Genomic DNA, 26500 nt, shown 5'->3' with positions numbered 1-26500 from the left:
CTGTTACTCACTTCTGAATAGCGCCACTGCAATTTTCCATAGAATGTACTTTACAGAACAACCTGAGCAATGAGATAAGCAAAAATTACCTGGGAGATAACCATCACAAAGCCCGGACGAATATAGCTATGGTTGACAACAAAGCGTCCAATCTTTGTGGTACCTGTTCGATCAAATGCAACACAGCCGATTTGATTTGCTCCAGGTATAATAAAGTCACCACAGGTACAAGCAAAAATAGCGATAAGAAACGGGGCTGGAATACCTAAGGTAACACCGAGTGGCATGATGGCGGCTACCGTCGCCGCCGGGCTCATAATGACCAGTGAGAACAAGAATACAACCACACCAAATAGCATTGGTGCATCATTGACAATGCCACCAAAAACCTTAATCAGTTCTGGCTGATAGGCATCAAAAAACGTCGCTGTCATCCATGAAACACCGAGTATTGCTACCACTCCCATCAAACCTGCACGGAAGACTGAGCCGCTATTCAAGGTACTACTTGGTACTTTACTGACAATCATAATAAACAACGCGGCTGTCAACATGACCATCTGAATAACCATTGGGGTTGACAGTCTTTTTCCATCCCAGGAAGGGAGTAACTCAGTAAAAGAACCTAAAATAAGTACCAGTACCACACCAATCGCAAAGATAACGACACCTTTTTTAGCGCCAGCTGAAGCAACAAATTCTTTTTTCTGCTCAGTATGCATGAACTCATATTCGCCAGCAGCAACTCTCCTCTGGAATTCCGGATCATCCTCCAGCTCTTTTCCGCGTTTATAAACTGAAAAGCTGGTAACAATAGCTGCCATAAAGAATGATGGGAGAGCAATCGTCAGTATTTGCCCAAGGCTAATCCCGGCATATTCATGCAGAATAGCCAGCATCCCAGCGGTTGCCGCACTCATCGGACTGGCAGCAACCGCGACACTGGCCGCAATAACCGTTGCGGACAACGCTCGCTCCGGACGGACCTTTGCTTCAGCAGCAACTTCAGCGACAACCGGATACAAAGAGAAAGCAACGTAAGTAGTCCCACAGAATAACGTAAATATGGAAGTTAATATGGGGGCAACAAAAGTAATTGCCTGTGGTTTTTTACGGAGTAATTTTTCAGCCACGCGCACCAGATAATCAAGCCCACCAGCGGCCTGTAATACGCTGACAGCACCAATCACACAAATAATAATTAGCATTGCAGTAATAGATGGTGCGGAGGGTTTTAGTCCAAAACCCAGAACTAATATTGCAACACCAAGTCCTCCACCAGCACCCAGCCCCATTCCGCCATAACGCCCGCCTATACCAATACAGGCGAGTACAATAAATAATTGTATAAAAAATAAAGCATCCATTTTTCACCTCAAAGCGTCTCCCGGATATTGCATCCGGGAGATATTAATTACTATACTCGGGATTAGTTTAAATATGATTTAGCAATTTCGATCTGTTTTTTAACAGCATCAGTCCCTGTGCCACCATAAGACATTCTTGATTTAATACATGCTTCAAGAGATATACTCTCATAAATATCATTTTCGATTTTATCATCAAATGTGTGGAATTCATTCAGAGTAAGCTCTTCCAACATTTTTCTATGTTTTATACAGTAATTAACAGCACTGCCAACAATATGGTGGGCTTCTCTAAAAGGAATGCCTTTACGAACCAGGTAGTCAGCCATATCGGTTGCGTTTGAAAATCCTCTTGCCGCTGCGCTGCGAGTATTATCTGAAAGAATAACCATTTTTTCGAGCATCGGCGCCATAATTTTCAGACTGGTCTGTAAGGTATCCATAGAGTCATAGACCTGCTCTTTATCCTCACTCATATCAGTATTATAGGCCAGAGGGATACCTTTCATAATGGTCAACATCGCCATTAGATTTCCGTACATACGCCCCCCTTTGCCGCGCATTTTTTCAGCCACGTCGGGGTTTTTCTTCTGTGGCATGATGCTGGAACCGGTACAGAAATCATCTGAAAGCTCAATAAACTTAAAATCCTGACTTGAGAATAAAACCAGTTCTTCTGACAAACGGGTAAGATGCATAAAGCACATAGCAGCGGCGGCAGTGAATTCAACCATATGGTCACGATCGCTGACAGAATCAATACTGTTTTCAGTCGGTTTGTCAAAGCCAAGCTCTTTAGCCGTGAAATCACGATCAATGGGGAAAGTAGTACCGGCAAGGGCTGCTGAACCTAAAGGGCATTCCCCCATGCGTTGATAAAGGTCTGCAAAACGAGTCCAGTCACGGCGTAACATCCAATAATATGCCATTATCCAGTGCGACAGAAGTATAGGCTGACCGGTCTGTAAATGAGTATAGCCAGGCATGATCGCATTAATGTTATTTTCAGCTTTGCTGATAATAACTTTTTGTAGATGAACGATATCCTGCTGAATTTCACGAATAGTCGATCTCATGTGCATTTTCGAATCGACAGTCGTCTGGTCATTACGACTGCGGCCGGTATGCAGCTTCCCGCCTACAGGACCAATTATTTCTGTCATACGTCTTTCTATCGCCATATGAATATCTTCATCAACGGTATCAAAAACGAATTGCCCTTCCTCAATCTCTTTATTGACCTGCCTTAACCCGCCAATAATCGCATTCGCTTCATCCTGCGTGATAATCCCCTGACGGCCCAGCATAGTGGCGTGAGCAATACTCCCCTGAATATCAAAAGGGCAGAGACGTTGTTCCAGCATAATGGTCGCATTATAAGATTCGACCAGTTTATTTGTAGGCATATCAAAACGCCCACCCCATAATTTTGTAGACATAAAACCTCCAATGACCCTTTGTTGCAAAATAGTTAAATATGAATTCCGTTATTTTTCGGTCATTTTCAGATTACAAGACAGTCATTTTAATTGTCAACAAATGAAGGCATTAAATCAATTTATAGCGAAATTAATTACACTTATTATTTATTTTGTTTTCATAAATTGCATTAAAAAATCTGATCTTCATCACATTTAAATTATGATTTAATTCAAATATATTCAGAATTTTTAAAGTAATAAATTGGTATTAATAGTTTATTAATTCTAAATGATTCCATTTAATACCGTTGTCATAACCGAGAAACTGGCAGATAAATAATAATGAACGTGGGAGGTGATTTTTCAGGATGAGCGTCAACGCGAGTGCATCATCAGCATGGCGGACGTTGGGTGATTCGGGGGAGAGCTATATTGTGCCAGATGGCGGCATCAGCGCCATCTGGCATCAAAAAATTACAGAGCCAGCAAACGATCCAGCGATGGCGCGAAATAATAGCCGCCGGTCACCGGTTTAGTGAAGCGCAGCATCGCATCGCGCTTGCCGTCAGTGTCGCCAAACATGCTCAGCAGTTGCTGCTCGATGTTGTGCAAACGGGCGCAATAGGCACAGAAATAGAGGCCGTGCGTACCGCTGGCGGTACCGTATGGCAGGCTCTGGCGCACAATTTTCAGTCCTTTACCATCTTCTTTGAGATCGACGCGGCTCAGGTGAGAAGTAACCGGACGGTCATCACCGTCGATCTCTTCGTTGGCTTCCTTGGTACGCCCAATCATCATTTCCTGGTCATGAATGCTCATGCGGTTAAGCTGCTTCAGGTTATGTTCCCAACGCTGCACAAACACATAGCTGCCGCCAGCATCCACGCCATCTTTAATAACCGCGACTTCACGGCGCGTTTCAACGCCTGCCGGGTTTTCCGTACCGTCAACAAAGCCGCTGAGATCGCGCTCTTCAATCCAACGGAAACCGTGGATCTCTTCTTTGACTTCAATACAGTCGCCAAAGGCTTCCATTGCCGCCTGTGCAACGGAGAAATTCACGTCATGACGCAAAGAGAGAATATGAATCAGCACATCATACTGGGTGGCTGGCGCAAGACCTTTACCGTAAGGGATAAAGTCTTTTAACTCTTCTGCGCCAACGCCGCCGCTCAGTGTACGCCAGGTGTTGTTGCCAAAAGCAACAACCGCGCCCAGATGCGCATCCGGGAACTTCGCTTCAAAGGTCGCCAGCTTATCGGCGAAGGTTTTGCTGGCCCCACGCAGGGCCTCAACGTCGCCTTTAACATTGGCTTCAATCCAAATCGCCGCACGGCAATGTTCTGGCAAAATGCCACTCTGAACCTGAGACATTGTTCCTCCTGAAAAAAAAGATGCCACGACATCGTGGCATTGATGGGCGCTATTCTACCTGTTTTTTTAACAAGCCGATTTGTTCAGACGCAAATTAACGCCGCCAGATAATTTTGCTTACTTTCCATGCTTTCAACGTATCGTCAGACGGCATTAAGCCCTCAGGCCCGCTCCACTCACCGGAAAAGACGTAGCTAATATGTTGACTTCCTTCAGCTTTACATTCAACACCCGCGCTGTCATCACCAGTCGCCTTCTGACAATTACCAAAGGCTTTAGTGTAAAGGTCGCTAAACGGTGTACCGATTTCGACACCCGCAGAAGAGGGAATATCGCTGTCGACTACATCAATACGGCTAATCGTTCCCTGATTGCCATTGATAACCATCGCCAGCTTGTCATCTTTCATCGCTTCATAAAAGCGCACCACATTACCGTTATCGGTCTTCATCCCGCTACGCAGGCGGTAATCACCGTCCAGCGCATCAGCGATGGTTTTTTCATCCAGCGGGGTTGCGCCAGTCAACGCTCCGACGCCCTGCTCAGTGACCTGCGTTGAAGAACCAAACCAGTTCCACGGATTGGCGGCAGACCAGTTCACCGATGACAACGTTGAACACCCGGTCAATAGCAGCGGCATCGCGCATAAAGTCAAACGCAGTGATTTCATTTCACTTCCTTCCTTATTTATCAACGTTGCTTGGAGTCCGGTTTCGCCAAAAAGTGCCGTTATTCTTTCTCGAGGGAAAAACAGGCGCGCAGACGTTGATTAGTTAACAGCCAGATCAGCGCAACGACATCCGCCACCAGCAGCGCCAGCCCGACGCCGTTGACCGGATCGCCTGCCAGCCACATCACCGGCTGCCAGCACAGCAGCACCAGTTGAGCGAGGATCAGTAATCCTCGCAGCCAGCGCCATACCACCGGAAACGCAAAGCGTCGCCCGCTGAGTAAAAATGCCAATACCGCGGGAACGCCTGGAAGCAAACCCAGCCAGAAAGCGTCGTGATCGGGATAAAACAGATTCAGCAGCGTGTTGCCCTGCTCGCGGGAAGAACCGGCAATCACAAACAGAACCCAAGTGCGCGCCTGCAGCAGCAGCACGCACCAGAAGAGAAAAGGCAGGCGCAGACGCCCATGAGCGTCATAGTCGGCCGGATGAAACTCAGTACTCTTCATCTTCGATCAAACGCTTGCCCAGATTGAGTACATCCGCATGTTCATAACCCAGACGTTCATACATACCCTGTACGACGTCATTATCGTCACGCACCATGATTTGAATCTTCGGACAACCGCGGGCAATGAGCTTTTTCTCCAGCCGGTTGAGCAGCGCATTGGCAATGCCGCGACCTCGAAACTCAGGATGTACGCCCAGGTAATAGGCCGAGCCGCGATGCCCGTCATATCCTCCCATCACCGTACCGACCACCTCGCCATTCACTTCAGCGACCAGGAACAAGCTGACGTCATGATTGAGTTTACGCTCAATGTCCATTTCAGGGTCGTTCCATGGACGCAGCAAATCACAGCGCTCCCAGAGGGTGATCACCTCTTCGAAATCTTCCTGGCGAAAAACGCGTATTTCCATGGTATTGGTTACCTTTTCAGGACGTTAAAAAGCGATTATGGCGCGAACGGCTGATTTAGCCAATATCTGACGCGAAGCGGCGGAAAAAATGGCATAATACGGAATTGTCACGTATTGAAATGAAAAGTAAAACAATTCTTATCCCGATCCGTCGCAACGGACAACGCGATACGATATAACGTTTAGAACCTTTTTTTACAACTCAGGCCGTATGAGCACTTTTAAACCACTAAAAACACTCACATCGCGCCGCCAGGTGTTGAAAGCCGGGCTGGCCGCCCTAACGCTGTCAGGCATGTCGCAAGCCATCGCTAAAGAAGAAGCGCTTAAGACCAGCAATGGACACAGCAAACCGAAAGCGAAAAAAGCTGGCGCTAAGCGCGTTGTTGTCCTTGATCCGGGTCACGGAGGGATTGATACCGGCGCAATTGGTCGCAATGGGTCGAAGGAAAAGCACGTGGTACTGGCGATTGCCAAAAACGTGCGCTCGATTCTACGCAACCAGGGGATTGATGCGCGCCTGACGCGTTCCGGCGATACATTTATTCCGCTTTACGATCGCGTCGAGATCGCTCATAAGCATGGCGCGGACCTTTTCATGTCGATCCACGCCGATGGTTTTACCAATCCGAGCGCTGCAGGTGCGTCGGTCTTTGCGTTGTCCAATCGCGGTGCCAGTAGCGCCATGGCGAAGTATCTGTCCGATCGTGAAAACCGGGCCGATGAAGTGGCCGGGAAGAAGACCACCGATAAAGACCATTTGCTGCAGCAGGTGCTGTTCGATCTGGTGCAAACGGATACCATTAAAAACAGCCTGACGTTAGGCTCGCATATTCTCAAGAAGATCAAGCCGGTACATCGTCTTCACAGTCGCAGCACGGAACAAGCCGCCTTCGTGGTGCTAAAATCACCATCAATTCCGTCGGTACTGGTCGAAACCTCGTTCATTACCAACCCGGAAGAAGAACGTCTGCTGGGTACGGCGGCATTTCGCCAGAAAATCGCCACCGCTATCGCCAATGGCATCATCAGCTATTTCCACTGGTTTGATAACCAGAAAGCACACTCGAAGAAACGTTAACCATGAAGCCCGATGCACAGCGCGTAAAACAGTTCCTGCTCAGCCTGCAAGATGATATTTGCCAGCAGTTATCCGCCGTAGACGGCGCCGAGTTTGTTGAGGATAACTGGCAACGTGAAGCAGGCGGCGGCGGGCGCAGCCGGGTGCTGCGTAACGGCGGTATTTTCGAGCAAGCGGGCGTCAACTTCTCCCACGTTCACGGCGAGGCAATGCCGGCCTCGGCTACCGCCCATCGCCCCGAGCTTGCGGGACGCAGCTTTGAGGCCATGGGCGTCTCGCTGGTGGTACATCCGCAGAATCCCTACATTCCGACCAGTCATGCCAACGTGCGATTTTTTATCGCGGAAAAACCGGGCACTGACCCGGTCTGGTGGTTTGGCGGCGGCTTTGACTTAACGCCCTACTACGGCTTTGATGAGGATGCAGTTCACTGGCACCGCACGGCGCGAGATCTGTGCCAGCCGTTCGGCGAAGACGTTTATCCCCGTTACAAAAAGTGGTGCGATGACTACTTCTTCCTCAAGCATCGCAACGAACAGCGCGGCATTGGCGGGCTGTTTTTCGATGATTTGAATACGCCGGATTTCGACCACGGCTTCGCCTTTATGCAGGCGGTAGGTCAAGGCTATACCGAAGCGTATCTGCCCATCGTTGAGCGCCGCAAAGCAATGAGCTGGGGCGAACGTGAACGCAATTTTCAGCTTTACCGTCGCGGACGATATGTGGAATTTAACCTGGTGTGGGATCGCGGCACGTTATTCGGTCTGCAGACCGGCGGCCGTACGGAATCGATTCTGATGTCGATGCCGCCGCTGGTGCGCTGGGAGTATGACTGGCAGCCGGAAGCGAACAGCCCGGAAGCCGCCCTTAGCGAGTTTATTCAGGTTCGCGACTGGGTGTAACCCCAGACAATACCAGCCCCCAGGCCGGATAAAACGCATTTGCGTCGCATCCGGCACATTCATCGCATCATGCCCACTGGCGCATGCGCTGATGCAGCGTCAATGAAGGTTTTTCCGCAAACAGCTGCTGGTAGTCGGTGGCAAACTGCCCTAAATGCCAGAATCCCCACTGCATGGCGGCGTCTTTCACCGTCGTACTCTGCGACCACGGGCTTATCAGCTCGCGACGTACAGCGTTCAGGCGAATGCGTTTTAACCAGGCATTCGGACCGATACCAAGGATCGCGTGAAAGGCGTTTTGCAACGTCCGGCGGCTGACGTGCAGTTGATTACACAGATCGAGCACGGTCAGCGGTTCTGACATATTTTCCAGCACATATTCACGCGCACGCGACAGCAGGCGACGATAGCTCTGATGGCTGATGCTCTCAGCCGTGATAATCGGCTGCGCTTCTTCCAGCATAGTGCCCATCGCCAGCAGCAGGTTATCGCCCAGCACTTTGCGTACCGCAGGTTGATGGAGGTTTTCCGGATTTTCGCTAAACGTCGCCAGCGCCTGCTGCACAAAGCCCCATAACGCGGCTTTGTGTTGTTCTTTAACTTCCAGCGCCGACTGGTTGCGCAGCATATGCAGCACTCTTTCCGGGTTATGCAGGAAGTTGGCCTGACGGGCAATCGCCTCTTCCGAAATGACGACGCCCAGAATGGTGTAATCATCCGGCGTACTCAGTTCAAACTCTGTCCCGCCAGGGCGGGTGGCAATTTCAGCGTTCCCCAGACACTGGGTGCCAATAAATCCCTGTTCGCCGCGCGTGGCCGGAATACCAAACCAGAAAGAGTTCGGCCAGACAAGACACGACTGACGCAACGCCAGTCCGGTGTATTCACGGAACACCTGAATATCATCGAGCAGGATTTCCGTGAACTCGCCATGAAATTTTCCCGGATGCAACTGGTCGTAGATCTGCTGCCATGCGGTAATCGTCAGCGCATGCTCATACACATCCGTTGTTCGCCGCTGGTGAACGTTGTCCACCTCCACTTTCGGCGTAAGTTTAACGTCTTCGGGTAATGCTTCATGATAAAGATGGTGCAGGTTTGCAGTACGGTTCTTTTTCATGATCTTTTAAGCCGGAAGCTTCAACGAAGCCCCCGGCCCTCCGACAGGTTAATTTTTTAAGCGATAGCGACTACTGCGTTTACGCAACGCTCCGTCAGAAAAGAGCTGTTCCAGCGCCTTTCTGGCTTCATCAAGTGACCAGCCAAAGTGGGCAGCCACTTCCCCTGCCGTCATTCCTTGACGGACCGATGCCAACAGCGTCAGAAGTTGATCAGAGGATTCAGGCGTCAACGGGGCGTCCTGCGTCTTCTGCGTTTTTACATCTGTTTTCACTTCTGGCTTCTGTTCTGGTTTCTTCGGCTGGCGCTTAAAACCGCCGATCAGCCACTGGGTATCATCGTCCGGTCGGCCGATTTCCTTACGGCTGATAACACGGCCTGTACGCGCAGCAGCGGCGCTGCCGGCATCCAGCGCTGCGCGGCACGCCGCCAGATCGCCTTCCACCACCAGCGTCAACCGGCCAGGATCGAGCACTTCGTGGCTAAGCAGGCGCACGTTCGCGGCTTTCAGCATGGCATCCGCCGCATCCACGGCAGCGACCATGCCATCCACTTCCAGTAATCCCAGTGCATTGATCATCACAACCTCTCTTACGCGCGCTGGATTGGGTTACGGGCAATATCCAGAACGGCATCGGCAAAGGCGTTACATGCAGCTTTACAAGCGGCCTGGCTACCGGTCATAAACGCAGCCGAATAGTTGGTTTCTGACGGCGGCGGAACGTAGGTCACCAGTTGTACATCAGCCGATTTCAGCGCAGCATCAATACCAAATGTCGCTTCCAGCGGCGGCGCCACCAGATACGCCATCGGATCGCCAAGCCGGCATCCTGCGGTCGCCGAGAGATACGAGCCGGTACGCGAAACCACATGCGCCAGGAAGGCGGTATCTTCTGCGTCATTCGCCCACTGAAACGCCGCGCCGCTTTCAATATTGGCTACCATCGCGTCCAGACCTGCGCGAACTTCTGCCGGGTTGGGTCCACCGAGCATAATCAGCACTTCACCCGAAGTTGGAGAGGGACTGTGCGCCGCGCCGGCATACAGCGAGCGGCCATAAACCACTTCCACCATTGCCTGTTTTGTCGCTTCGTCTGCGGCAATATACGCCACGTCATCAGAATCTGCTGTGATGAGTCCGAGGCTACGTATATGTGGCGGTAATTTAAGTTCACGGGCAAAACCGTCATTTACCGAGGCAATCACGCGCATTGCGGTGACTGAAGGTCTAATCAAATCTAATGCTGGCATGATGCCTCCTTAACGGGTCATATTGATGCCGGATGCTTTTTGCTCCAGCATGCGCTTGGCCAAATCCACAATGACCGCCGCCGCTTCAACCGGTGGCGTACCGCCCTGGTGAATGTTCGAGATACAGGTACGATCAGCTTCAACGGTCGTCGCCACACGCGGCGAATAGACGGCGTAGCAAGAAAGGCTTTCCGACTGGCCCAGGCCCGGACGTTCCCCAACCAGCAGGATCACCGCTTTCGCGCCCAGCAGTTCGCCGATCTGATCTTCGATTTTCACGCGACCATAGCGAACAAAGAACGGCGTCCCGACCTTCAATCCGGCCTGTTTTAAGCCAGACAACAGCGGCGGCAGGATCTCTTCGTAGTTAGCGGTGATAGCGTCCGTAGACAGGCCATCAGAGATAATCACCTGCACATCCGGGTTCATTACACACTGTGATTTCAGCGCTTCAATGGCTTCCGCACTCAGACGACGCCCCAGATCCGGACGCGTCAGATACAGGTTTTTGTCACTGATTTCCGAGCGCACTTCCAGCAGCCCCTGGGCTTTTACCCACTCTTCCGGCACTTCTTTCAATACCGTATCTTTCGAACGCGAGTGGTCGGCCAGGAAGCGCAGCAGCGCCTGGGTACGCGGACGTGGACCGGCTCGACCGGTACATACACGCGCCGCAGTGCTGCGACGCAGTTCAGTCAACACCTCTGCGCGGTGTGGATTCTCAACGCCAATCCACGCTTTAGCCTCGGCTGAGCCTAAATCCATCGCACAGCTTTCACCGGTCGGCGCGGCGCACTGGGTGGTGCTGCATTGCGCTTGTACTGCCGGCGCTTGAGCCTGCGGCTGCGACTCACCCATTGACGCCATCACGCTGCGTACAATTTCTTCAATCTGTTTTTGATCCATCGTGTGTCATCCCCGCGTCATCAGAAGAACAGTGACGGATCGCCCGCCCGTTTGGTCAGGCGACCGTTTGCCATAATGCCCATGGTTTCCAGCCAGCGTTCAAACTCCGGCGACGGACGCAGGTTCAGCAACTGGCGCACGGTCGCGGTGTCGTGGAAGGCGGTGGTCTGATAGTTGAGCATGATGTCGTCACCGAGCGGCATGCCCATGATGTAGTTGCAGCCAGCGGTGGCGAGCAGAATCATCAGGTTTTCGTTGAGGTTCTGGTCAGCATCAGCATGGTTGGTATAGCAGCAGTCGCAGCCCATTGAGATGCCGCTCAGCTTGCCCATAAAGTGATCTTCCAGACCCGCGCGAATAATCTGACGGTCATTGTAGAGATACTCCGGCCCGATAAAGCCGACAACGGTGTTCACCAGGAACGGATCGTAGTGACGCGCCAGACCGTAGTTACGTGCTTCCATCGTCACCTGATCGGCACCGAAGTTAGCGCCAGCAGAAAGCGCAGACCCTTGTCCGGTTTCGAAGTACAGGCAGTTTTCCCCAGCGATACGGTTAAACTCAGCGCCCACTGCACGCGCTTCATCCAGCATGGCCAGCTCAACGCCAAACTCTTTTAAGCCTTTCTCGCTGCCGCAGATACTCTGGAAAATCAGCCCGCCCGGCGCGCCGCGACGAATGGCTTCGATCTGGGTAGTAACGTGCGCCAGGACGCAGCCCTGGGTCGGGATATTGAATTTGTCGATGACGCCGTACACGGTATCAAGTACGCGGCTTAAGTTTTCCACGTCATCTGTTACCGGGTTAACGCCAATCACCGCATCGCCCGCCCCGAAGGACAGCCCTTCGTAGATTTGTGCCGCAATACTCTGCACGTCATCACGGGTGTCGTTCGGCTGTAAACGACAGCTGAAGGTGCCCGGCAGACCAATGGTGGTGTTGGCCTTTTTGATCACCGGCATTTTCTTACCGCCGTAGATCAGGTCCGCGTTAGAGCAGATTTTTGCAACCGCTGCGACCACTTCCGACGTTAATCCTTTGCGCGTAAACGCAATGTCATCAACGGAGGTTTCATCGCTCAGCACGTACTCGCGCAGCTCGCTGATACTCCAGTTTTTGATGCGGTTATAGGCCGTTTCGTTGACGTCGTCCTGAATCAGACGCGTCACGCAGTCCTCTTCATAGGAAATCACCGGGTTGTTGCGGATATCCGCTACCGTCATTTCCGACAGCACCTGTTTGGCCGCCACTCGCTCTTGCGAACTGGTTGCAGCTACCCCTGCCAGCACATCCCCCGAACGCAGTTCGTTGGCTTTTGCCAGCACCTCTTTAACATCCTTAAACTGATAAACATTGCCGAACAATGTGGTCTTTAGTTTCATAAGTCGTTCCCTCAGGAAGGAAATGCGAGTGATTTCACCGTCACCGGCACAACCGATCCGCCAAAAAGAGGCGTACCAATGTCGATATAGTCCCCCGCCCGGACAACCACCTCATCGATGACTGCCAGCGGGTGTTGCTGTAACTGTGGGCGTAACAGCATGCCCAGGGCTTTACCAAAATCCTGCTCGGCTACCACCAGCAGGGGATGCGGATTCGGATGGCGCGCGACAAAGGCCAGTAGCGCATCAATAACCGTTAACAGCGCGGCGTAGCGCACCGGCAGCGAACCGGGTAGCGCCAGCACGTAAGCGTCTGTTTGCGGGTCCAGATCGAGCTGCATCAGCGCTTGTTGCCAGGCGGCCACCAAATCAGCCTCATCAACCGGAATCGCCACCGGCAGATTGCGCAGCGGAAGCGCCACACCTTCCAGCCAGATGGTGCTGCCCGAAAGCGACAGCGTATGCGCACCGGCGCCAATCACCGTGGCGCGCACGGTTTGCGCCGGGAACTGCACGTTCATCTCACGCAGACGCGGATGTTCATGCAGCGCCGTCGCTAACAGCGGCCCAATATCGGAAAAACAGAATGGATCGGCAGGCTGGTTGCGGTAGCACTCGCCCACCCCGCCGGACAACGTAATCACTTCCGGCTTCACACCCGTCGGCAACAGACCGGTTTGCATCAGCGCCTGCGCCAGCGGTGACAGCGTGCCGTCAATCACCTCAACGATCAGCGCCGCCATCCGTCGGGCCACCTGAACAAGCTGCGCCGCATTGAGGGTCCGGGCGTCGGTGCCTGGACCAAATACGTCATCAACAATCATCTGTCCTGGCTGATGCGCATGCACCACCCGCCCCTGACCGTCCGTTTCCAGCAGCCGTCCGCCGACGTTCAGGCAGGCCGAACCGCTGACTTTTCCGGCATCGAACAGGACGTAGTTCGACGTCCCGCCACCGATGTCGATATTCAGTACGCGGCACAACTTCTGCTCTGACAGGGTTTGAGCCCCTGCGCCGTGACCGGCAATCACTGATTCCAGATGCGGACCGGCGCTGGCTACCACGAAGTCCCCCAGCGACTGAGAGAGCGTCATCACCGCAGGTCGCGCGTTGCGGGTTTTGGCACTTTCTCCGGTAATGATGATCGCGCCGGAATCGACGGTCTCAGGCGCAATCCCCGCCGCCTGATACTGGGCGAGGATCAGCGCCTTAAGTTCGGCCTCTTTCAGCCCTCCCTGCTTATCAACGGGGGTAAAGAACACCGGGCTTTGCCAGCTAATTTCGCGTTTGATGAATTCGTAACGCGGCACCTGCGACACCGCCGCACGGTTGACCAGCTCAAGGCGCGAGAAGATGACCTGAGTGGTGGTGGTGCCGATATCGATACCGACGCTGAGTAGCTGGCGAGTATTCACGATTGCGCCTCCGGGTTGGTTTCTGCTGGTGCCGGAACATCTTCGTCTTTCGGTACCAACAGCATAGCCACACCAATCGCCGTCACGCCGCCAATCAGCTTGCCGACAATCATTGGGAAGATCATCGCGTTCATGTTGGCCGCGGCGAAACCTAAGTGGTCACCCAGAGCGAAGGCTGCGGAGACCGCAAAAGCGCAGTTGATCACTTTGCCGCGGGTATCCATATTCTTCATCATGCCGAACATTGGGATGTTGTTCGCCAACGTCGCCACCATGCCCGCAGCCGCAATATTATTGATTTTTAACAGGTTACCGACGCTCATCAGCGGCTTTTCAAACCAGCGGGTCAGCAGCAGTACCATTGGGTACGCACCCAGCAGCACGCAGGAGATAGAACCGATAACTTCGATGGCGCGCATCACTTCACCCGGCTTGTCACCCGGTGCCATGAAGATAGGATCAAGACCCGGAATCAGTTCCCAGCCGAGCAGGAATTTGATCACCGCTGCCGCCAGACCGATGGTGATCAGCGCCACCAGGAATTTCGCGAAGATCTGGAAGCCGTTGATCATTTTTTCCGGGATGAATTTCAGTCCCAGCGCCACCAGCACGGCAACGATCAGCACCGGGATCATGTTCATCAGGATTAGCGCGAAGGTGAACTCCACCGGCTGCCCGTTGATTTCGACACCGGAGTACATCGCGATCAAACCACCTGCAATACAGCCAATCGGAATGGTGACGATCCCAGCCAACACGCCCAGCGCCAGATAACGACGGTCAGACGGTTCAATAATCCCCAGCGCAACCGGAATAGAGAAGACCAGCGTCGGCCCCATCATCGCCCCGAGGATCAGGCCAGAGTACAGCCACGCCGCAACGTCGCCGCCCGCCAGTTCTTTCGCCAGGAAGAAGCCGCCCATATCGCACGCCAGCAGCGTTCCGGCAAACATCGACGGGTTCGCGCCCAACATTTCGTACAGTGGAATAATCACCGGCCCGAGCACATGCGCCAGTACCGGTGCCAGCGCGGTCATACCGACCATCGCCAGACCCAGCGCGCCCATCGCCATAAAACCTTCTTCAAACTGGCCGCCCGATCCCTCAATACTCTTCCCGAACTTACCGAGGAAGCGTGCCGAACCGCCGAACTGCGACAGGATCCTGTCCACGGCGGCAATCAGCATAAAGAACATCATGATGTACATGATGATTTCGTTAATTCCCATAACCTTCACTCCCTGTCATATGTGTATTTATTGTGCCGCCGCATACAACGCGATAATGTCGGCCTGCGTGGCGGTGCGTGGGTTACTGCGAATACAAATATCCTCCAGCGCGGCGTGAGCCCATGCGCTGTAATGCTCGGGCTTCGCCCCAACGTCAGAGAGTCGTTTGGTCTGGCCCACTTCGCTAATCAACTCGCTGACGGCGTTGATGGCATCGCGATCGTCCGACTTCTTGTTGGTTAGCGCCCGTCCGATATGGCTGAAACGCTCACGACACACCATGCGGTTGAAACCCATTACTGTGGGCAGCAGCATGGCGTTAGCCTGTCCATGTGGAATGTGCAGCGTCGCACCCGGCTGGTGCGCCATCGCGTGACACAGGCCCAGCCCCGCGCTGGAAAACGCCATCCCGGCCATACAGGAAGCCAGTAGCATGCTTTCTCGCGCCGCCAGATCCTGACCATAGCCAACGGCCTTCGGCAGCGATTTACCTATCATCGCAATCGCGCCAATCGCCAGACTGTCGGTAAACGGCGTCGCGTTCAGAGCGCTATACGCTTCAACAGCGTGCGTCAGCGCATCGATCCCGGTCATCGCCGTTACGTGTGCGGGCACACCTTCCGTCAGCGCGGCGTCAAGAATCGCCACATCCGGCATCAGGGTTGCGTGGGCCAGCACTTTTTTAAGCCCGGTCGCGGCGTCGATAATCACCGTGACATTAGTGGTTTCTGAACCCGTTCCTGCGGTAGTCGGTACGGCAATCAGCGGCAGACGCGGGCGTAACGCGCTGCTCTCGTCCATGTCAGCCAGCGTCTGGGTGGGATTGGTCACCAGCAACGCCACAGCCTTTGCGGCATCCAATACGGAACCACCACCAAAGGCCACTACGCCATCGCACTTCGATTCACGCAGTTGCGCGACCGCCGCGCAGACGTCCGTAATGCACGGTTCGCCCACCGGACATGGCCACAGCGTCATCGCCACGCCTTTCATCGCCAGGCTGCGTTCCAGTGCGGCGGTCATCCCCGCCTGGTGCAGGAAACTGTCGACCATGACGAACATATGCGTCAGGCCGCGCGTTTGTGCTTCCTGTCCGCAGGTACTGAGCGCTCCCAGTCCACACAACGTAACCGGTGGAACGCTAAACGTTTTTACGCGTTGCAGATTCAGGGTATCGAATGCCTGAAAGAGCGCGGTCTGCAATTCAGCTTGCATAGATTCCTTCCGCTTTTTCTTTTCCGCTATTTGCAATCGCCAGCGGGGTCATAAACAGGCTGTGCTGGGGTAAATGCACCTGCAGTTCCGGGAAACGCTTACGAAACAGTTCATCAACGCCCGGCTGCATACAGGAACCACCGGCCAGCCATAAATCTGCCACGCCCTGTCCGGCAATATGGTGAGCCACAATTTCCGCCATTTTTTCGTAGACCGGCTTAACCACCGGCCAAATTTCTTTACCGTTGCTGCGTTTGTACTGCTCCGCCTCTTCCAACTGGATGCGACGGTTCCCGGCAAGCGTCAGAGAAATGTGGTGCCCGCCGGTCGCTTCATCGGCGGAGTAAGTCACCTTGCCTCGCTTCACAATCGCAATCCCGGTGGTACCGCCACCGATATCCACCACGCCAGCGTTATCAAGCTGCAACAGGTCTGCCACCGCGGTCGGTTCGTCGAGCACATGACTGACTTCAAGCCCAGCAGATTCCAGCACGTTGATCGAGATCCGTGGGTCAGTTCCCGGTGGAAACGAGGTTGCCGCGTGGGTAAAGCGGCAACCCAACTGTTGTTCGAGCGTATCGAGATGGCGACGAACGATGGTCACCGCACCGAAGAAATCCCAGACGATGCCATCGCGCACGACGTCGGCCCAGTCCAGGCAAACCGCAACCGGCTGTCCGTCACTGTCGACAACCATCGACACCACATCACACGTCCCCAAATCCACGCCCAGCCACAGCGGTGAATCGCTCTTTACGGGCGTCTGGTTACATAGCGTTGCCGCTTTTAGCAATCTGGGTGTCAGCCAACGTTGTTCGTCGTGCGCCATGTCGTTCACTCCTTATACAATTCTGAAGGCATCCACCAACACACAGCGACGCAGACGTACAAATGTGCGTGCGCTGGTCACCCCTTCACCGGTTGGCGTGGTAATGGTCATCGTGGTCCAGCCTTCGCCGCCGAGTCCAAGACCGGCAATGCACGGTCCGTTCTTAACGAAAATGCTGGTATCAATGGCGTTTGCCATGCGGTTCATGTTGTCGATATTGCGCGAGTGCATCGCCGCCGTATGGTGACAGCCGCCTTCAAGCTTGACCGCCAGTTCAATGGCCTCATCGACGTTGGCGACCCGCACGACCGGCAGAACCGGCATCATCAGTTCGGTTACGGCAAACGGGTGAGTCGCAGAGGTTTCGACGAACAACAGCCGGGTTTGCTCCGGTACGTTCAGACCAATCGCCGCAGCGATTTTTCCTGCGTCGCGGCCAACCCAGTCACGACTGACCGTGCCTTTACCGCGTTCATCGACATTTTTCAGCAGCACCGGTTGCAGCTGTTCGGCCTGAGCCGTGGTCAGCTTGACTGCATGCTGACTTTCCATCAGACGCATCAGCTCATCAGCGACGCTATCGACCACGATCAGCACTTTTTCGTCGGCGCAGATAATGTTGTTGTCAAACGAAGCGCCTTTGACGATCGACTGGGCTGCGCGTGCCAGATCAGCCGTTTCATCAACCACCACCGGCGGATTTCCCGCACCGGCGGCAATCAGACGTTTGTTGGTGTGCTTACGCGCGGCATCCACTACGGCTTCACCGCCGGTCACCACCAGCAGGCCGATGCCTGGGTACTTAAACAGACGCTGGGCGGTTTCGATATCCGGATTGGCCACGGTAACCAGCAGGTTTGCCGGTCCGCCTGCTGCAACTACCGCCTGGTTAAGCAGAGTGATAGCGCGCTGAGACACGCCCTTGGCAGCCGGATGCGGTGCGAAGACCACGCTGTTGCCAGCCGCAATCAGGCTGATGGCGTTGTTAATAACGGTCGCAGCCGGGTTGGTGGACGGTGTCACCGAGGCCACCACGCCCCACGGCGCGTTTTCAATCAGCGTCAGGCCGTTATCACCGGTCAGAACCTGTGGAGACAGGCATTCCACGCCCGGCGTGGCGCGTGCCTGCGCCACATTTTTGGCAAATTTATCTTCAACGCGTCCCATGCCGGTTTCTGTGACGGCAAGTTCCGCTAATTCTCGGGCATGTTTTTCGCCCGCCTCACGTACAGCCGTGATAGCCAGTTGGCGCATGGCAACGCTTTTCAGCCCTTGCTGGGCCAGTTTTGCTGCCGCCACTGCGTCATCCAGGGAGGCAAAAACGCCCATTTCTTGAACGGCACTGACGGGTTGGCTGCTGTCTTTCATTTTCAGCAGTACCGCTTTCACGACCTGTTCAATATCCTGTTGATTCATGATTTTCTGCCTTATTTATGGAAGATCACCTGACCACCTGCCACCACTTCATCAACAATGCCAATCACGCACAGATCGACAGGTGATGATTCGTTACGGTGCGCCTGACGGGCTGAGCTTCCGCTGACCAGCAGCACCCACTCTCCGGTTCCCGCCCCAATGCTGTCGATAGCAACAGCACATTGCCCGTCGGGATTTCCGCAGGCATCAATCATTTCCACCATCAGCAACTTGTCGTGCGCGAGCCCCTGATGGCGTACGGTACAAACAATTTGTCCTGTGACGATTGCCAGTTTCATACGCGCCTCCGTGGCATATTTCAGGTAAAACCTCCCCCTACCCTCCGCAGAAGGTAATGTGAAAAGGAGAGAGGGTGACGCCAGCAATGAAGTCTGTGGCGTCACATGGACGACTTACATGTCGTTGCTGTCGCCTTTAAAGCTGATCGGGAACACTTCTTCCAGATCGCCATGCGGACGCGGGATCACGTGTACGGAAACCAGCTCACCAATACGCTGTGCAGCAGCAGCACCAGCATCCGTTGCAGCTTTACATGCCGCTACGTCACCACGGACCATTGCAGTAACCAGACCGCCGCCGATCTGCTTCACGCCGACCAGTTTCACGCGTGCCGCTTTAACCATTGCGTCAGAAGCCTCAATCAGTGCAACCAGGCCCCGGGTTTCAATCATTCCTAATGCTTCCATTGTGTTTTCCTCTCATTAAGGGGTCCAGAACGGGACCTAAACAACCAGTGTGTGTGAGGCGTTTTCACGACTCATGTCAGTCTGACGCGGCACTGCTGCCACCAACGCCAGTTCGATAATTTCCTGTACGCTACAGCCGCGAGAGAGGTCATGAAGCGGTGCGGCAAGCCCTTGGATCAACGGACCTACGGCACGATACCCTCCCAGACGCTGGGCGATTTTGTAGCCAATATTGCCTGCCTCCAGCGATGGGAAGACCATCACATTGGCATTGCCCTTTAACGGACTGGCGGGCGCTTTTTGCGCGGCGACATCCGGAACAAAGGCGGCATCAAATTGCAGTTCCCCATCCACGGTAAGCTGCGGGGCGCGCTCACGAACGATCTCCGTAGCCTGCTGCACGTTAGCGACGTTAGGATGACGAGCGCTGCCTTGACTTGAAAACGACAGCATGGCCACGCGCGGTTCTTCACCGGTGATCGCCTGCCATGTCTGCGCGCTGGCAATCGCAATATCCGCCAGCTGCGCGGCTGTGGGCTGCGGCACGACGCTGCAATCGGCAAACCCTAATGACGGCCCGAGGTACTGCGGCAGCATCAGGAAAATTGACGACAGCGTTTTACAGCCTGGCTGTAACCCAATAATGCGTAACCCAGCGCGCAGCACGTTTGCTGTCGACGACAAATTGCCCGCAATACAGACGTCAGCTTTACCCGCGCTAACCATGGCGGCGGCGAACATCAGCGGATCGTTGAGTTTTTCCAGCGCATCTGCAGGCGTTTTATCTCCCGCGCGGGCCAGCCAGCGCAGCGCAAACTCTTCACGCATGGACTGGTTGCTTTGCGGGTCGATAACCTGAATGCCATCCATCGCCACCCGATGGCTGAGGGCAAACTGGCGCAGCGCAAACGGACTGGCGACGAGAACAGGATGTGCCAGACCGTGCTGATGCAGGTAATTTGCCGCTTTCAACACCCGAACATCCAGCGCATCCGGGAACACCACCCGTGCAGGTGAGCGCTGGGCGAGTTGACGAGCACGTTCAATGATCATTGCTTCTCCCCCAGTCGCTGTTGAATTTGGCTAACCGTCAGTGGATGCTTCGCTACGCTCAGAATCATCATCACGTAGACCGTACTGGAAAGGCGATTGAGCGCCTGCATGATGTCCGGTCGCATCACGTCAAAACTACGGGTGATGAATACCTGGGCCGCCACCGTCTCCGTTTCACGGACTTTGGTACGCAGCAGATTAAGCAACGCGCAATCACGGCCATGACTGGCTTCAGGCACCAGATGGTCGTGGTCCAGATAGCGCAGCGGCTGATGCGAAAGCCGGTGTAAATCTTCGTCGCTTAACCCGACGATAGCTTGTGCTGCCAGCGGCTCGTCGATAGCGTCGGCGCGCATAATGTTGCCCAGACGCGAACGGATATCCGCCAGCCACGGCTGCCACGGTTCCGCCAGCTCTATCTGCAACCACACGGCCAGGGCGATGGTGCTGTCCAGCGCGGCGCGAAATCCCAGGCGCGGGTCACTTTTAGCGACCATCTTGTCCGCTGTCAGATGCGTCAGCGTGTCTGCTTTCTTCACCACCGGTTGATGACACAGTTCGCAACTGGCCTGTGGATGCGTATCGCTGCTGGTTAAACCATGCACCGGCTGCGGCTGCTGTTCTTCGTCATCAATAAACAGGCTGCCCTGCTCGTCGATAAACTTAATGCGCAGATGTCGGCTTTCCAGTAATTCCCGGGCAGATGGCGTCAGGCGAGCATCAGCGGGGAGATGAATTTCAGCCCCTTCGCTGAGCGTATGATTCGCTCTGAGCCATGCTTCGGTAATGAAATCCTTCATACATCCGCCTTAGCAGGACTGCCAGTTCGCAGGCCAGGCCACATACAGAAATTTCACCGTCGATGGCGTACCAAATTCGATGCTGGAGCCTTTCGGGATAAACATCACGTCCCCGGCTTTAGCAATCATGGTTTCGCCTTCGTGGCGAACGTGCAGCTCGCCTTCCAGAATCATGTCGATTTCGTCGTAGTTCAGCGTCCATGGGAAAAAAGCGTTATCCCACTGCATGAACCCGGCGGCCATGCTGCTACCGTCCTGGTCGGTCACCAGATCGGTTAAACCCACGCAGTGCGGCTGTGCGCCGTCAAAACGACCAAACTTCACGCTGCTGCCGTCGATGACTTTGACGCCGCCTTTGCCGGTCACCGAGTTAAAGCTCGGCTGCATTCCGCCCTGCTCCAGCGACTGTTTCTCCTTCATGACTTTGTCCATCAGTTGGGCGACCAGGCTTTCGGTAAACTGCCCTTCCGGTAACTGCGCAATGATGGTTTCGCGAATGCGCTGGCTTTCCGTTTTGCCATCATCCACCGCAGCCGGTGCGGCAGCAGCAGCGGTTGGCGCGGATTCATCGCATTCACTGATGGTGACGCCCAGCAGCTCCGCAACTTCGCGCGCCTCCGGGGTGATGATGCTGGCGCGCAGAACAACCGACATTTCCTGTTCGCCGCGTGCGTGGGCCGCACGAATATCGTTAGCTGTGATGAGTTTTTTCACCTGCCCTTTCCTCCTTTTGGCTGAGCTCAGTCAGATAATCCACCAGGTGCTGCACGCTGCGCGGGTCATGGCTGTTGAGTTCGAAAATCGGCTCCTGGAACCCTATCCCGCGAAGTAGTTGTCGCGTTGCGGCGACGTCGGCATCCGGCATGTCCGTTTTGCTGATAACGGCGATTTGTCGTTTACTGACGCCGATATCCAACAGCCCGGCAGGTAAGCGACTTTCTTTATCATTTGCCGCGTGTATATAAATCAACGTATCAACATCCTGCAGCGTGGTAATTAAGGCGTGATACCAGCGCGGATGGCTAAAATATTCTCCTGGCGTGTCGATATCGCCATTTTCATTAAACTCCACGGCCTGTGTTTTTCTGGCGAGGGAATAATTTCCCTGTAGCGCATTAAAGAGCGTTGTTTTCCCCGCCCCCACCGTACCGACAAACGCAATACGTTTCATCGCCGCCTCTGATTAACTTTTTGTCAGGTTGCACAAAGTGAAATTTAATAACCGACCCAGACCGCTTACCGTCTGTAATAACGCTTCTTCTACCGCGCCTACCGAGCCGTAGATGACCAGCGCACCGCTGAATCGATCGAGAAAGCCGATATGTACATCTGCCGCCTTCATAGCTAAGTCACCGGCAATCATCGCGGTTTCGCCTGGCGTCAGCGTCATGATGCCGATAGCGCCCGCTTCGGGAACGCCGATCTTTTTCGCCAGTTCCTCACCAGGGTGCGCAATGAGATGCGCCAGCGTAACCTGTTTCCCCGGCACAAATTCCTGAATAATGCGTTCTTTTTCCATTGCTCACCGCCTCCGCTAAAACTGCCCTCATCGTAGCAATTTTTTGTCAGAGTAAATAACAAAATTCGGCAACCATGTTTAAAAGGTGAAGTGGATCACTAAGAAAGGGGAAATAAAAAGGCGCGGGAGAAACCCGCGCCGGAAATAAATTAAAGTGAAATTACAGCGGTTGAGTTTGGGCTTCTACGACCGCCAGCGCCACCATATTAACGATACGACGAACAGAAGCGATCGGCGTTAATACGTGAACCGGTTTCGCAACCCCCATCAGCACCGGGCCGACCGTTACGCCTTCAGAGCTGGAAACGCGTAGTAAGTTGTAACTAATACGGGCAGCTTCCATATTCGGCATCACCAGAATATTCGCTGAGCCTTTCAGCGGACTGTCCGGCATGCGGTCATGACGGATGCTTTCCACCAGCGCGGCATCGCCGTGCATTTCGCCATCAATCATCAACTCTGGCGCACGCGCCTTAATCAGCTCCAGCGCTTCGCGCATTTTGCTGGCCGACGGACAGTTAGATGAGCCAAAGTTGGAGTGCGACAGCAGCGCTACCTTCGGTTCGATACCAAAGCGACGCACGGTTTCTGCCGCCATCACGGCGATTTCCGCCAGTTGCTCCGGCGTAGGATCGTCGTTAACGAATGGAAGGGACTTCCCCTAGATATGCGCCTGATTAACTTTCGTGCAATCATAGGATAAACATTGACCCAGAGGGATTCGTTATGACCATCACCACTGTCGGTATCGATCTTGCTAAAAATGTGTTTGCTGTTCACTGCATTGACCAAAATGGTAAAGCTGTTCTGGTTAAACCCAAGGTGTCGCGTGCAGCACTTTCTGAACTCATCGCAGGTTTACCTCCCTGTGTCATTGGAATGGAAGCCTGCTCGGGTGCCCACTATTGGGCAAGATTATTCAGGCAGTATGGCCATGATGTCCGGTTGATGGCTCCGAAATTTGTCTCACCCTATCGCATGGCGGGTAAGACCGGGAAAAATGATGCAGCTGATGCAATAGCTATTTGTGAGGCAGTGCAGCGGCCGCATATGCGCTTTGTACCAGTCAAAGACGAAAGCCAGCAGGCAATGCAATGCTTACATCGGACAAGACAGGGATTTATCCAGGAAAGAACAGCAACGTATAACCGTCTTCGGGGCCTGATATCTGAATTCGGGGTTATTGCCCCACAAAGCACTGATGCTCTGCGTCATGTTGTTTCTGACCAGAAGGAAACTCTGCCAGTACAGGTTAGGCTGTGCATTGATGATCTATTGACACATGTCACTAATATTGAAGAGAAAATCGCCGAATATGACAGGGTATTATCTCGTGTGGCCAAAACAGATCATCGCAGCCAGCAGTTAATGGAACTGAAAGGTGTTGGGCCCACCACAGCGAGTGCGCTGGTCGCCAGTATTGGCAATGCCCATGATTTTAAGAACGGGCGCCAACTGGCAGCCTGGTTGGGGCTAACGCCATCACAATACAGTAGTGGCGGAAAATCAAAGCTTGGCAGGATAACAAAAGCGGGTGATGCCTATCTGCGAACCCTACTGGTCCAGGGAGCCCGTTCTGTAATGGTAGGGGCAGAGAATAGAACGGACCCGTTTAGCCGTTGGGTCTGCTCGTTGATTGGTAGGCGGGGATACTGGCGTGCTGTCGTTGCAATCGCCGCCAAGAATGCGAGGTTGTGCTGGGCATCATTACATTACGGCGATGACTTCAGACTGTATTCAACAACATGAAAAATTTAACTGAGTAGTAACTGAACTGTAAATTGTTGATGGTAAAGGGTTAGACCCCCGTGAGAAGTATCTGCATATCCTACTGGATATCACTATCCGATTAACGAAGGAGGATCTCACGAGCGTCTTTCATCAGGGTCCGAATCACTAGCGATTCAGCATGACCGTTTATAGTAGCGCAGTCTTATCCCTTGCCTTTCATTGATGAACAGACAGAAATTAAAAACCGGCGTTGACTGTTCGGGGAAGCCCTTATAGTAGGTATCGGCGATAAAGGTGTTACCGCTTGGCAGCAGCAAGGCGTTCATCGCCCCGGCAGTATGCACGCCATCGCGGTGACCAAACACCTCTTTCACCACGCTGAAGTGCTCATGGTAGTCGCCAATCGTACCGCAGATCATTGCATCCGCTTCGCCGCGCTGCACCATGATCGCGCCGATCACCGTGGTGTTGGCAATTACCGCACGCTGCGCCTGCTCCTGGGTAATACCACGACGTTTCATAATCTGGTAGTACTCGCTCCAGTACTCCTTAAAGCGCGGATCGGACTCATTGTTGACGATCTCAAAATCGACGCCCGCTTTGATCTGCAGACCCAGTTTCTGGATACGCATTTCGATAACGCTCGGACGACCGATCAGGATCGGTTTCGCCAGACCTAAAGTGATCAGCTCCTGCGTGGCATGCAGTACACGCGCCTCTTCCCCTTCAGTCAGCACCACGCGCTTCGGCGCTTTGCGTGCCAGAGAGAAAATCGGCTTCATGAACAGGTTGGTTTTGTAGACGAATTCGGTCAGCTTATCGATGTAAGCGTCAAAGTCGGCAATCGGACGCGTTGCCACACCGGAATCCATCGCCGCCTTCGCCACCGCAGGGGCGATTTTGACGATCAGACGCGGGTCGAACGGTTTCGGAATAATGTATTCCGGCCCGAAGCTCAGGTCCTGGTCGCCATAGGCGGAGGCCACCACTTCGCTCTGCTCGGCGTGCGCCAGCTCAGCAATGGCGTGTACCGCGGCCAGTTTCATCTCTTCGTTGATGGCAGTAGCGCCGACGTCCAGCGCGCCGCGGAAGATGAACGGGAAGCACAGAACGTTGTTAACCTGGTTCGGATAGTCGGAACGGCCGGTGCAAATGATGGCGTCAGAACGCACCTCTTTCGCCAGCGGCGGCAGGATTTCCGGTTCCGGGTTGGCGAGTGCCAGGATCATTGGCGCACGCGCCATCTTCTTAACCATTTCCTGCGTCAGCACTTTCGGACCCGAGCAACCGAGGAAAATGTCTGCGCCGTCAATGACATCATCCAGCGTACGCTTACCGTCATCCACCACTGCGTAAGCCGCTTTGGTTTCCGCCATGTTTGGTTCACGATCTTTGTAAATCACCCCTTTGGAGTCGCAGACCACAATGTTGTGTTTCTGCATCCCCAGCGCCACCAGCAGGTTCATACAGGCAATCGCCGCCGCACCTGCGCCGGACACCACCATGCGCACATCAGAGATATTTTTCTCAACCACCCGCAGACCGTTAAGGATTGCGGCAGTACTGATGATTGCCGTGCCGTGCTGGTCATCATGGAATACCGGAATATTCATGCGCTCACGGAGTTTTTGCTCAATGTAGAAGCACTCCGGCGCTTTGATATCTTCGAGGTTAATGCCGCCAAACGTTGGTTCAAGCGCCGCTACCACGTTGATAAATTTATCCGGATCGAGTTCATCAACTTCGATGTCGAACACGTCAATCCCGGCGAATTTCTTAAACAGAACGCCTTTACCTTCCATCACTGGTTTACCGGCCAGCGCGCCAATATTACCCAGGCCCAGAACCGCAGTACCGTTGGAAATAACCGCAACCAGGTTGCCGCGTGCGGTGTATTTGTAGGCTGCCAGCGGGTCCTTTTCAATTTCAAGACACGGTGCAGCCACGCCCGGCGAGTAGGCCAACGCGAGGTCGCGCTGGGTTGCCAGAGGCTTGGTCGGAGAAACCTGGATTTTACCGGGTACCGGAAATTCGTGGAAATCGAGGGCGCTTTGTTTTAACTGGTCATCCATCTTGTTGTTCCTTTCACGTATCTATCAAAAAAGTGGCGCGGGTAACCATTCTACTGAGCCGCACATTATCACCTCAGTCAACGGCACAAACTTTGAAGGTCCCCATACTCTCACCATTCA

At 53.9% G+C, this 26500-nt stretch carries 26 protein-coding genes and 2 pseudogenes; 3 read left to right on the top strand and 25 right to left on the bottom strand.

Annotation, left to right across the window (positions count from 1 at the left end; translation table 11 throughout):
- Nucleotides 1-50 precede the first annotated feature (50 nt).
- The 6 genes from HV350_RS07320 to HV350_RS07295 form a co-directional block, all read right to left on the bottom strand.
- Nucleotides 51-1367, bottom strand: a complete 1317-nt coding sequence (locus HV350_RS07320; RefSeq protein ID WP_016153937.1) for an anaerobic C4-dicarboxylate transporter family protein — start codon at nt 1365-1367, stop codon at nt 51-53.
- Between the two features lie 62 nt (nt 1368-1429).
- Nucleotides 1430-2806 carry an argininosuccinate lyase gene (gene argH / locus HV350_RS07315; RefSeq protein WP_049041042.1) on the bottom strand — a complete coding sequence of 459 codons (1377 nt, stop codon included), beginning with the start codon at nt 2804-2806 and terminating at the stop codon, nt 1430-1432.
- Between the two features lie 456 nt (nt 2807-3262).
- On the bottom strand, nt 3263-4162 hold the full coding sequence (gene yfeX, locus HV350_RS07310; RefSeq protein WP_181630106.1) for a porphyrinogen peroxidase: 900 nt from the start codon (nt 4160-4162) through the stop codon (nt 3263-3265).
- 94 nt (nt 4163-4256) lie between these two features.
- Complete coding sequence (locus HV350_RS07305) at nt 4257-4832, bottom strand: RpoE-regulated lipoprotein (RefSeq protein WP_016153940.1); 576 nt, start codon at nt 4830-4832, stop codon at nt 4257-4259.
- Nucleotides 4833-4891: 59 nt separating this feature from the next.
- Nucleotides 4892-5341 (bottom strand): DUF2919 domain-containing protein, encoded by a 450-nt coding sequence (locus HV350_RS07300; protein ID WP_016157098.1) that lies wholly within the window; start codon nt 5339-5341, stop codon nt 4892-4894.
- Entirely contained in the window at nt 5328-5753 is a 426-nt protein-coding gene (locus HV350_RS07295) for a GNAT family acetyltransferase (RefSeq protein WP_047501622.1), read from the bottom strand. Before HV350_RS07295 ends, HV350_RS07300 begins: the two co-directional genes overlap by 14 nt.
- A gap of 211 nt (nt 5754-5964) precedes the next feature.
- Here HV350_RS07295 and amiA point away from each other — a divergent pair, with 211 nt between their 5' ends.
- Together amiA and hemF are read left to right on the top strand one after the other, a co-directional pair.
- The gene (amiA, locus tag HV350_RS07290; RefSeq protein WP_016153942.1) at nt 5965-6834 is read left to right on the top strand and encodes an N-acetylmuramoyl-L-alanine amidase AmiA; all 870 of its coding nucleotides are present in this window, start codon (nt 5965-5967) and stop codon (nt 6832-6834) included.
- 2 nt (nt 6835-6836) lie between these two features.
- The gene (gene hemF / locus HV350_RS07285; RefSeq protein WP_019077353.1) at nt 6837-7736 is read left to right on the top strand and encodes an oxygen-dependent coproporphyrinogen oxidase; all 900 of its coding nucleotides are present in this window, start codon (nt 6837-6839) and stop codon (nt 7734-7736) included.
- A 67-nt stretch (nt 7737-7803) separates the two neighbouring features.
- Here hemF and eutR read toward each other — a convergent pair whose 3' ends face one another.
- From eutR to HV350_RS07195, 18 genes and pseudogenes are all read right to left on the bottom strand, one after another.
- Nucleotides 7804-8856: an HTH-type transcriptional regulator EutR gene (gene eutR, locus HV350_RS07280; RefSeq protein WP_019077354.1), complete on the bottom strand. Its 1053-nt coding sequence runs from the start codon at nt 8854-8856 to the stop codon at nt 7804-7806.
- Between the two features lie 48 nt (nt 8857-8904).
- Nucleotides 8905-9435, bottom strand: coding sequence for an ethanolamine utilization microcompartment protein EutK (gene eutK / locus HV350_RS07275; RefSeq protein WP_016157100.1), 531 nt, complete (start codon nt 9433-9435; stop codon nt 8905-8907).
- Nucleotides 9436-9446: 11 nt separating this feature from the next.
- Complete coding sequence (gene eutL, locus HV350_RS07270; RefSeq protein ID WP_016153946.1) at nt 9447-10106, bottom strand: ethanolamine utilization microcompartment protein EutL; 660 nt, start codon at nt 10104-10106, stop codon at nt 9447-9449.
- 9 nt (nt 10107-10115) lie between these two features.
- Nucleotides 10116-11012 carry an ethanolamine ammonia-lyase subunit EutC gene (gene eutC / locus HV350_RS07265; protein ID WP_016153947.1) on the bottom strand — a complete coding sequence of 299 codons (897 nt, stop codon included), beginning with the start codon at nt 11010-11012 and terminating at the stop codon, nt 10116-10118.
- A 20-nt stretch (nt 11013-11032) separates the two neighbouring features.
- Complete coding sequence (gene eutB / locus HV350_RS07260) at nt 11033-12394, bottom strand: ethanolamine ammonia-lyase subunit alpha (protein ID WP_003038029.1); 1362 nt, start codon at nt 12392-12394, stop codon at nt 11033-11035.
- Nucleotides 12395-12405: 11 nt separating this feature from the next.
- Nucleotides 12406-13809 (bottom strand): ethanolamine ammonia-lyase reactivating factor EutA, encoded by a 1404-nt coding sequence (gene eutA, locus HV350_RS07255; RefSeq protein ID WP_016153949.1) that lies wholly within the window; start codon nt 13807-13809, stop codon nt 12406-12408.
- Nucleotides 13806-15038: an ethanolamine utilization protein EutH gene (gene eutH, locus HV350_RS07250; RefSeq protein ID WP_016153950.1), complete on the bottom strand. Its 1233-nt coding sequence runs from the start codon at nt 15036-15038 to the stop codon at nt 13806-13808. Before eutH ends, eutA begins: the two co-directional genes overlap by 4 nt.
- Nucleotides 15039-15065: 27 nt before the next feature.
- Nucleotides 15066-16253 carry an ethanolamine utilization ethanol dehydrogenase EutG gene (eutG, locus tag HV350_RS07245; protein ID WP_016153951.1) on the bottom strand — a complete coding sequence of 396 codons (1188 nt, stop codon included), beginning with the start codon at nt 16251-16253 and terminating at the stop codon, nt 15066-15068.
- Nucleotides 16243-17082 carry an ethanolamine utilization protein EutJ gene (eutJ, locus tag HV350_RS07240; RefSeq protein WP_016153952.1) on the bottom strand — a complete coding sequence of 280 codons (840 nt, stop codon included), beginning with the start codon at nt 17080-17082 and terminating at the stop codon, nt 16243-16245. The genes eutG and eutJ overlap by 11 nt, the downstream gene beginning before the upstream one ends.
- Before the next feature lie 12 nt (nt 17083-17094).
- Nucleotides 17095-18498 (bottom strand): aldehyde dehydrogenase family protein, encoded by a 1404-nt coding sequence (locus HV350_RS07235; protein ID WP_181630105.1) that lies wholly within the window; start codon nt 18496-18498, stop codon nt 17095-17097.
- A gap of 11 nt (nt 18499-18509) precedes the next feature.
- The gene (eutN, locus tag HV350_RS07230) at nt 18510-18797 is read right to left on the bottom strand and encodes an ethanolamine utilization microcompartment protein EutN (protein WP_016153954.1); all 288 of its coding nucleotides are present in this window, start codon (nt 18795-18797) and stop codon (nt 18510-18512) included.
- A gap of 114 nt (nt 18798-18911) precedes the next feature.
- Nucleotides 18912-19205 carry an ethanolamine utilization microcompartment protein EutM gene (eutM, locus tag HV350_RS07225; RefSeq protein WP_003835054.1) on the bottom strand — a complete coding sequence of 98 codons (294 nt, stop codon included), beginning with the start codon at nt 19203-19205 and terminating at the stop codon, nt 18912-18914.
- A 36-nt stretch (nt 19206-19241) separates the two neighbouring features.
- Nucleotides 19242-20258: a phosphate acetyltransferase gene (gene pta, locus HV350_RS07220; RefSeq protein WP_137351739.1), complete on the bottom strand. Its 1017-nt coding sequence runs from the start codon at nt 20256-20258 to the stop codon at nt 19242-19244.
- Nucleotides 20255-21058 carry an ethanolamine utilization cob(I)yrinic acid a,c-diamide adenosyltransferase EutT gene (eutT, locus tag HV350_RS07215; protein ID WP_049282277.1) on the bottom strand — a complete coding sequence of 268 codons (804 nt, stop codon included), beginning with the start codon at nt 21056-21058 and terminating at the stop codon, nt 20255-20257. Before eutT ends, pta begins: the two co-directional genes overlap by 4 nt.
- A gap of 9 nt (nt 21059-21067) precedes the next feature.
- Nucleotides 21068-21772 (bottom strand): ethanolamine utilization acetate kinase EutQ, encoded by a 705-nt coding sequence (eutQ, locus tag HV350_RS07210; protein ID WP_043017154.1) that lies wholly within the window; start codon nt 21770-21772, stop codon nt 21068-21070.
- Nucleotides 21750-22229 (bottom strand): ethanolamine utilization acetate kinase EutP, encoded by a 480-nt coding sequence (eutP, locus tag HV350_RS07205; protein ID WP_181630103.1) that lies wholly within the window; start codon nt 22227-22229, stop codon nt 21750-21752. Before eutP ends, eutQ begins: the two co-directional genes overlap by 23 nt.
- Nucleotides 22230-22241: 12 nt before the next feature.
- Nucleotides 22242-22577, bottom strand: a complete 336-nt coding sequence (gene eutS, locus HV350_RS07200) for an ethanolamine utilization microcompartment protein EutS (protein ID WP_003037995.1) — start codon at nt 22575-22577, stop codon at nt 22242-22244.
- A 160-nt stretch (nt 22578-22737) separates the two neighbouring features.
- A pseudogene (locus HV350_RS07195) lies at nt 22738-23223 on the bottom strand (phosphate acyltransferase); the annotation flags it as partial.
- An 80-nt stretch (nt 23224-23303) separates the two neighbouring features.
- On the opposite strand from HV350_RS07195, the gene HV350_RS07190 reads away from it, so the two are divergent.
- On the top strand, nt 23304-24326 hold the full coding sequence (locus HV350_RS07190; RefSeq protein ID WP_000156884.1) for an IS110-like element IS5708 family transposase: 1023 nt from the start codon (nt 23304-23306) through the stop codon (nt 24324-24326).
- Nucleotides 24327-24583: 257 nt separating this feature from the next.
- Here HV350_RS07190 and maeB read toward each other — a convergent pair.
- Nucleotides 24584-26380, bottom strand: a pseudogene (gene maeB, locus HV350_RS07185) (NADP-dependent oxaloacetate-decarboxylating malate dehydrogenase); the annotation flags it as partial.
- Nucleotides 26381-26500: the final 120 nt, after the last annotated feature.

Origin of the sequence: Citrobacter sp. RHBSTW-01013 (assembly GCF_013781985.1) — a bacterium.
GTDB lineage: Bacteria > Pseudomonadota > Gammaproteobacteria > Enterobacterales > Enterobacteriaceae > Citrobacter > Citrobacter braakii.
This window is presented reverse-complemented; position numbering and strand designations above follow the sequence as displayed.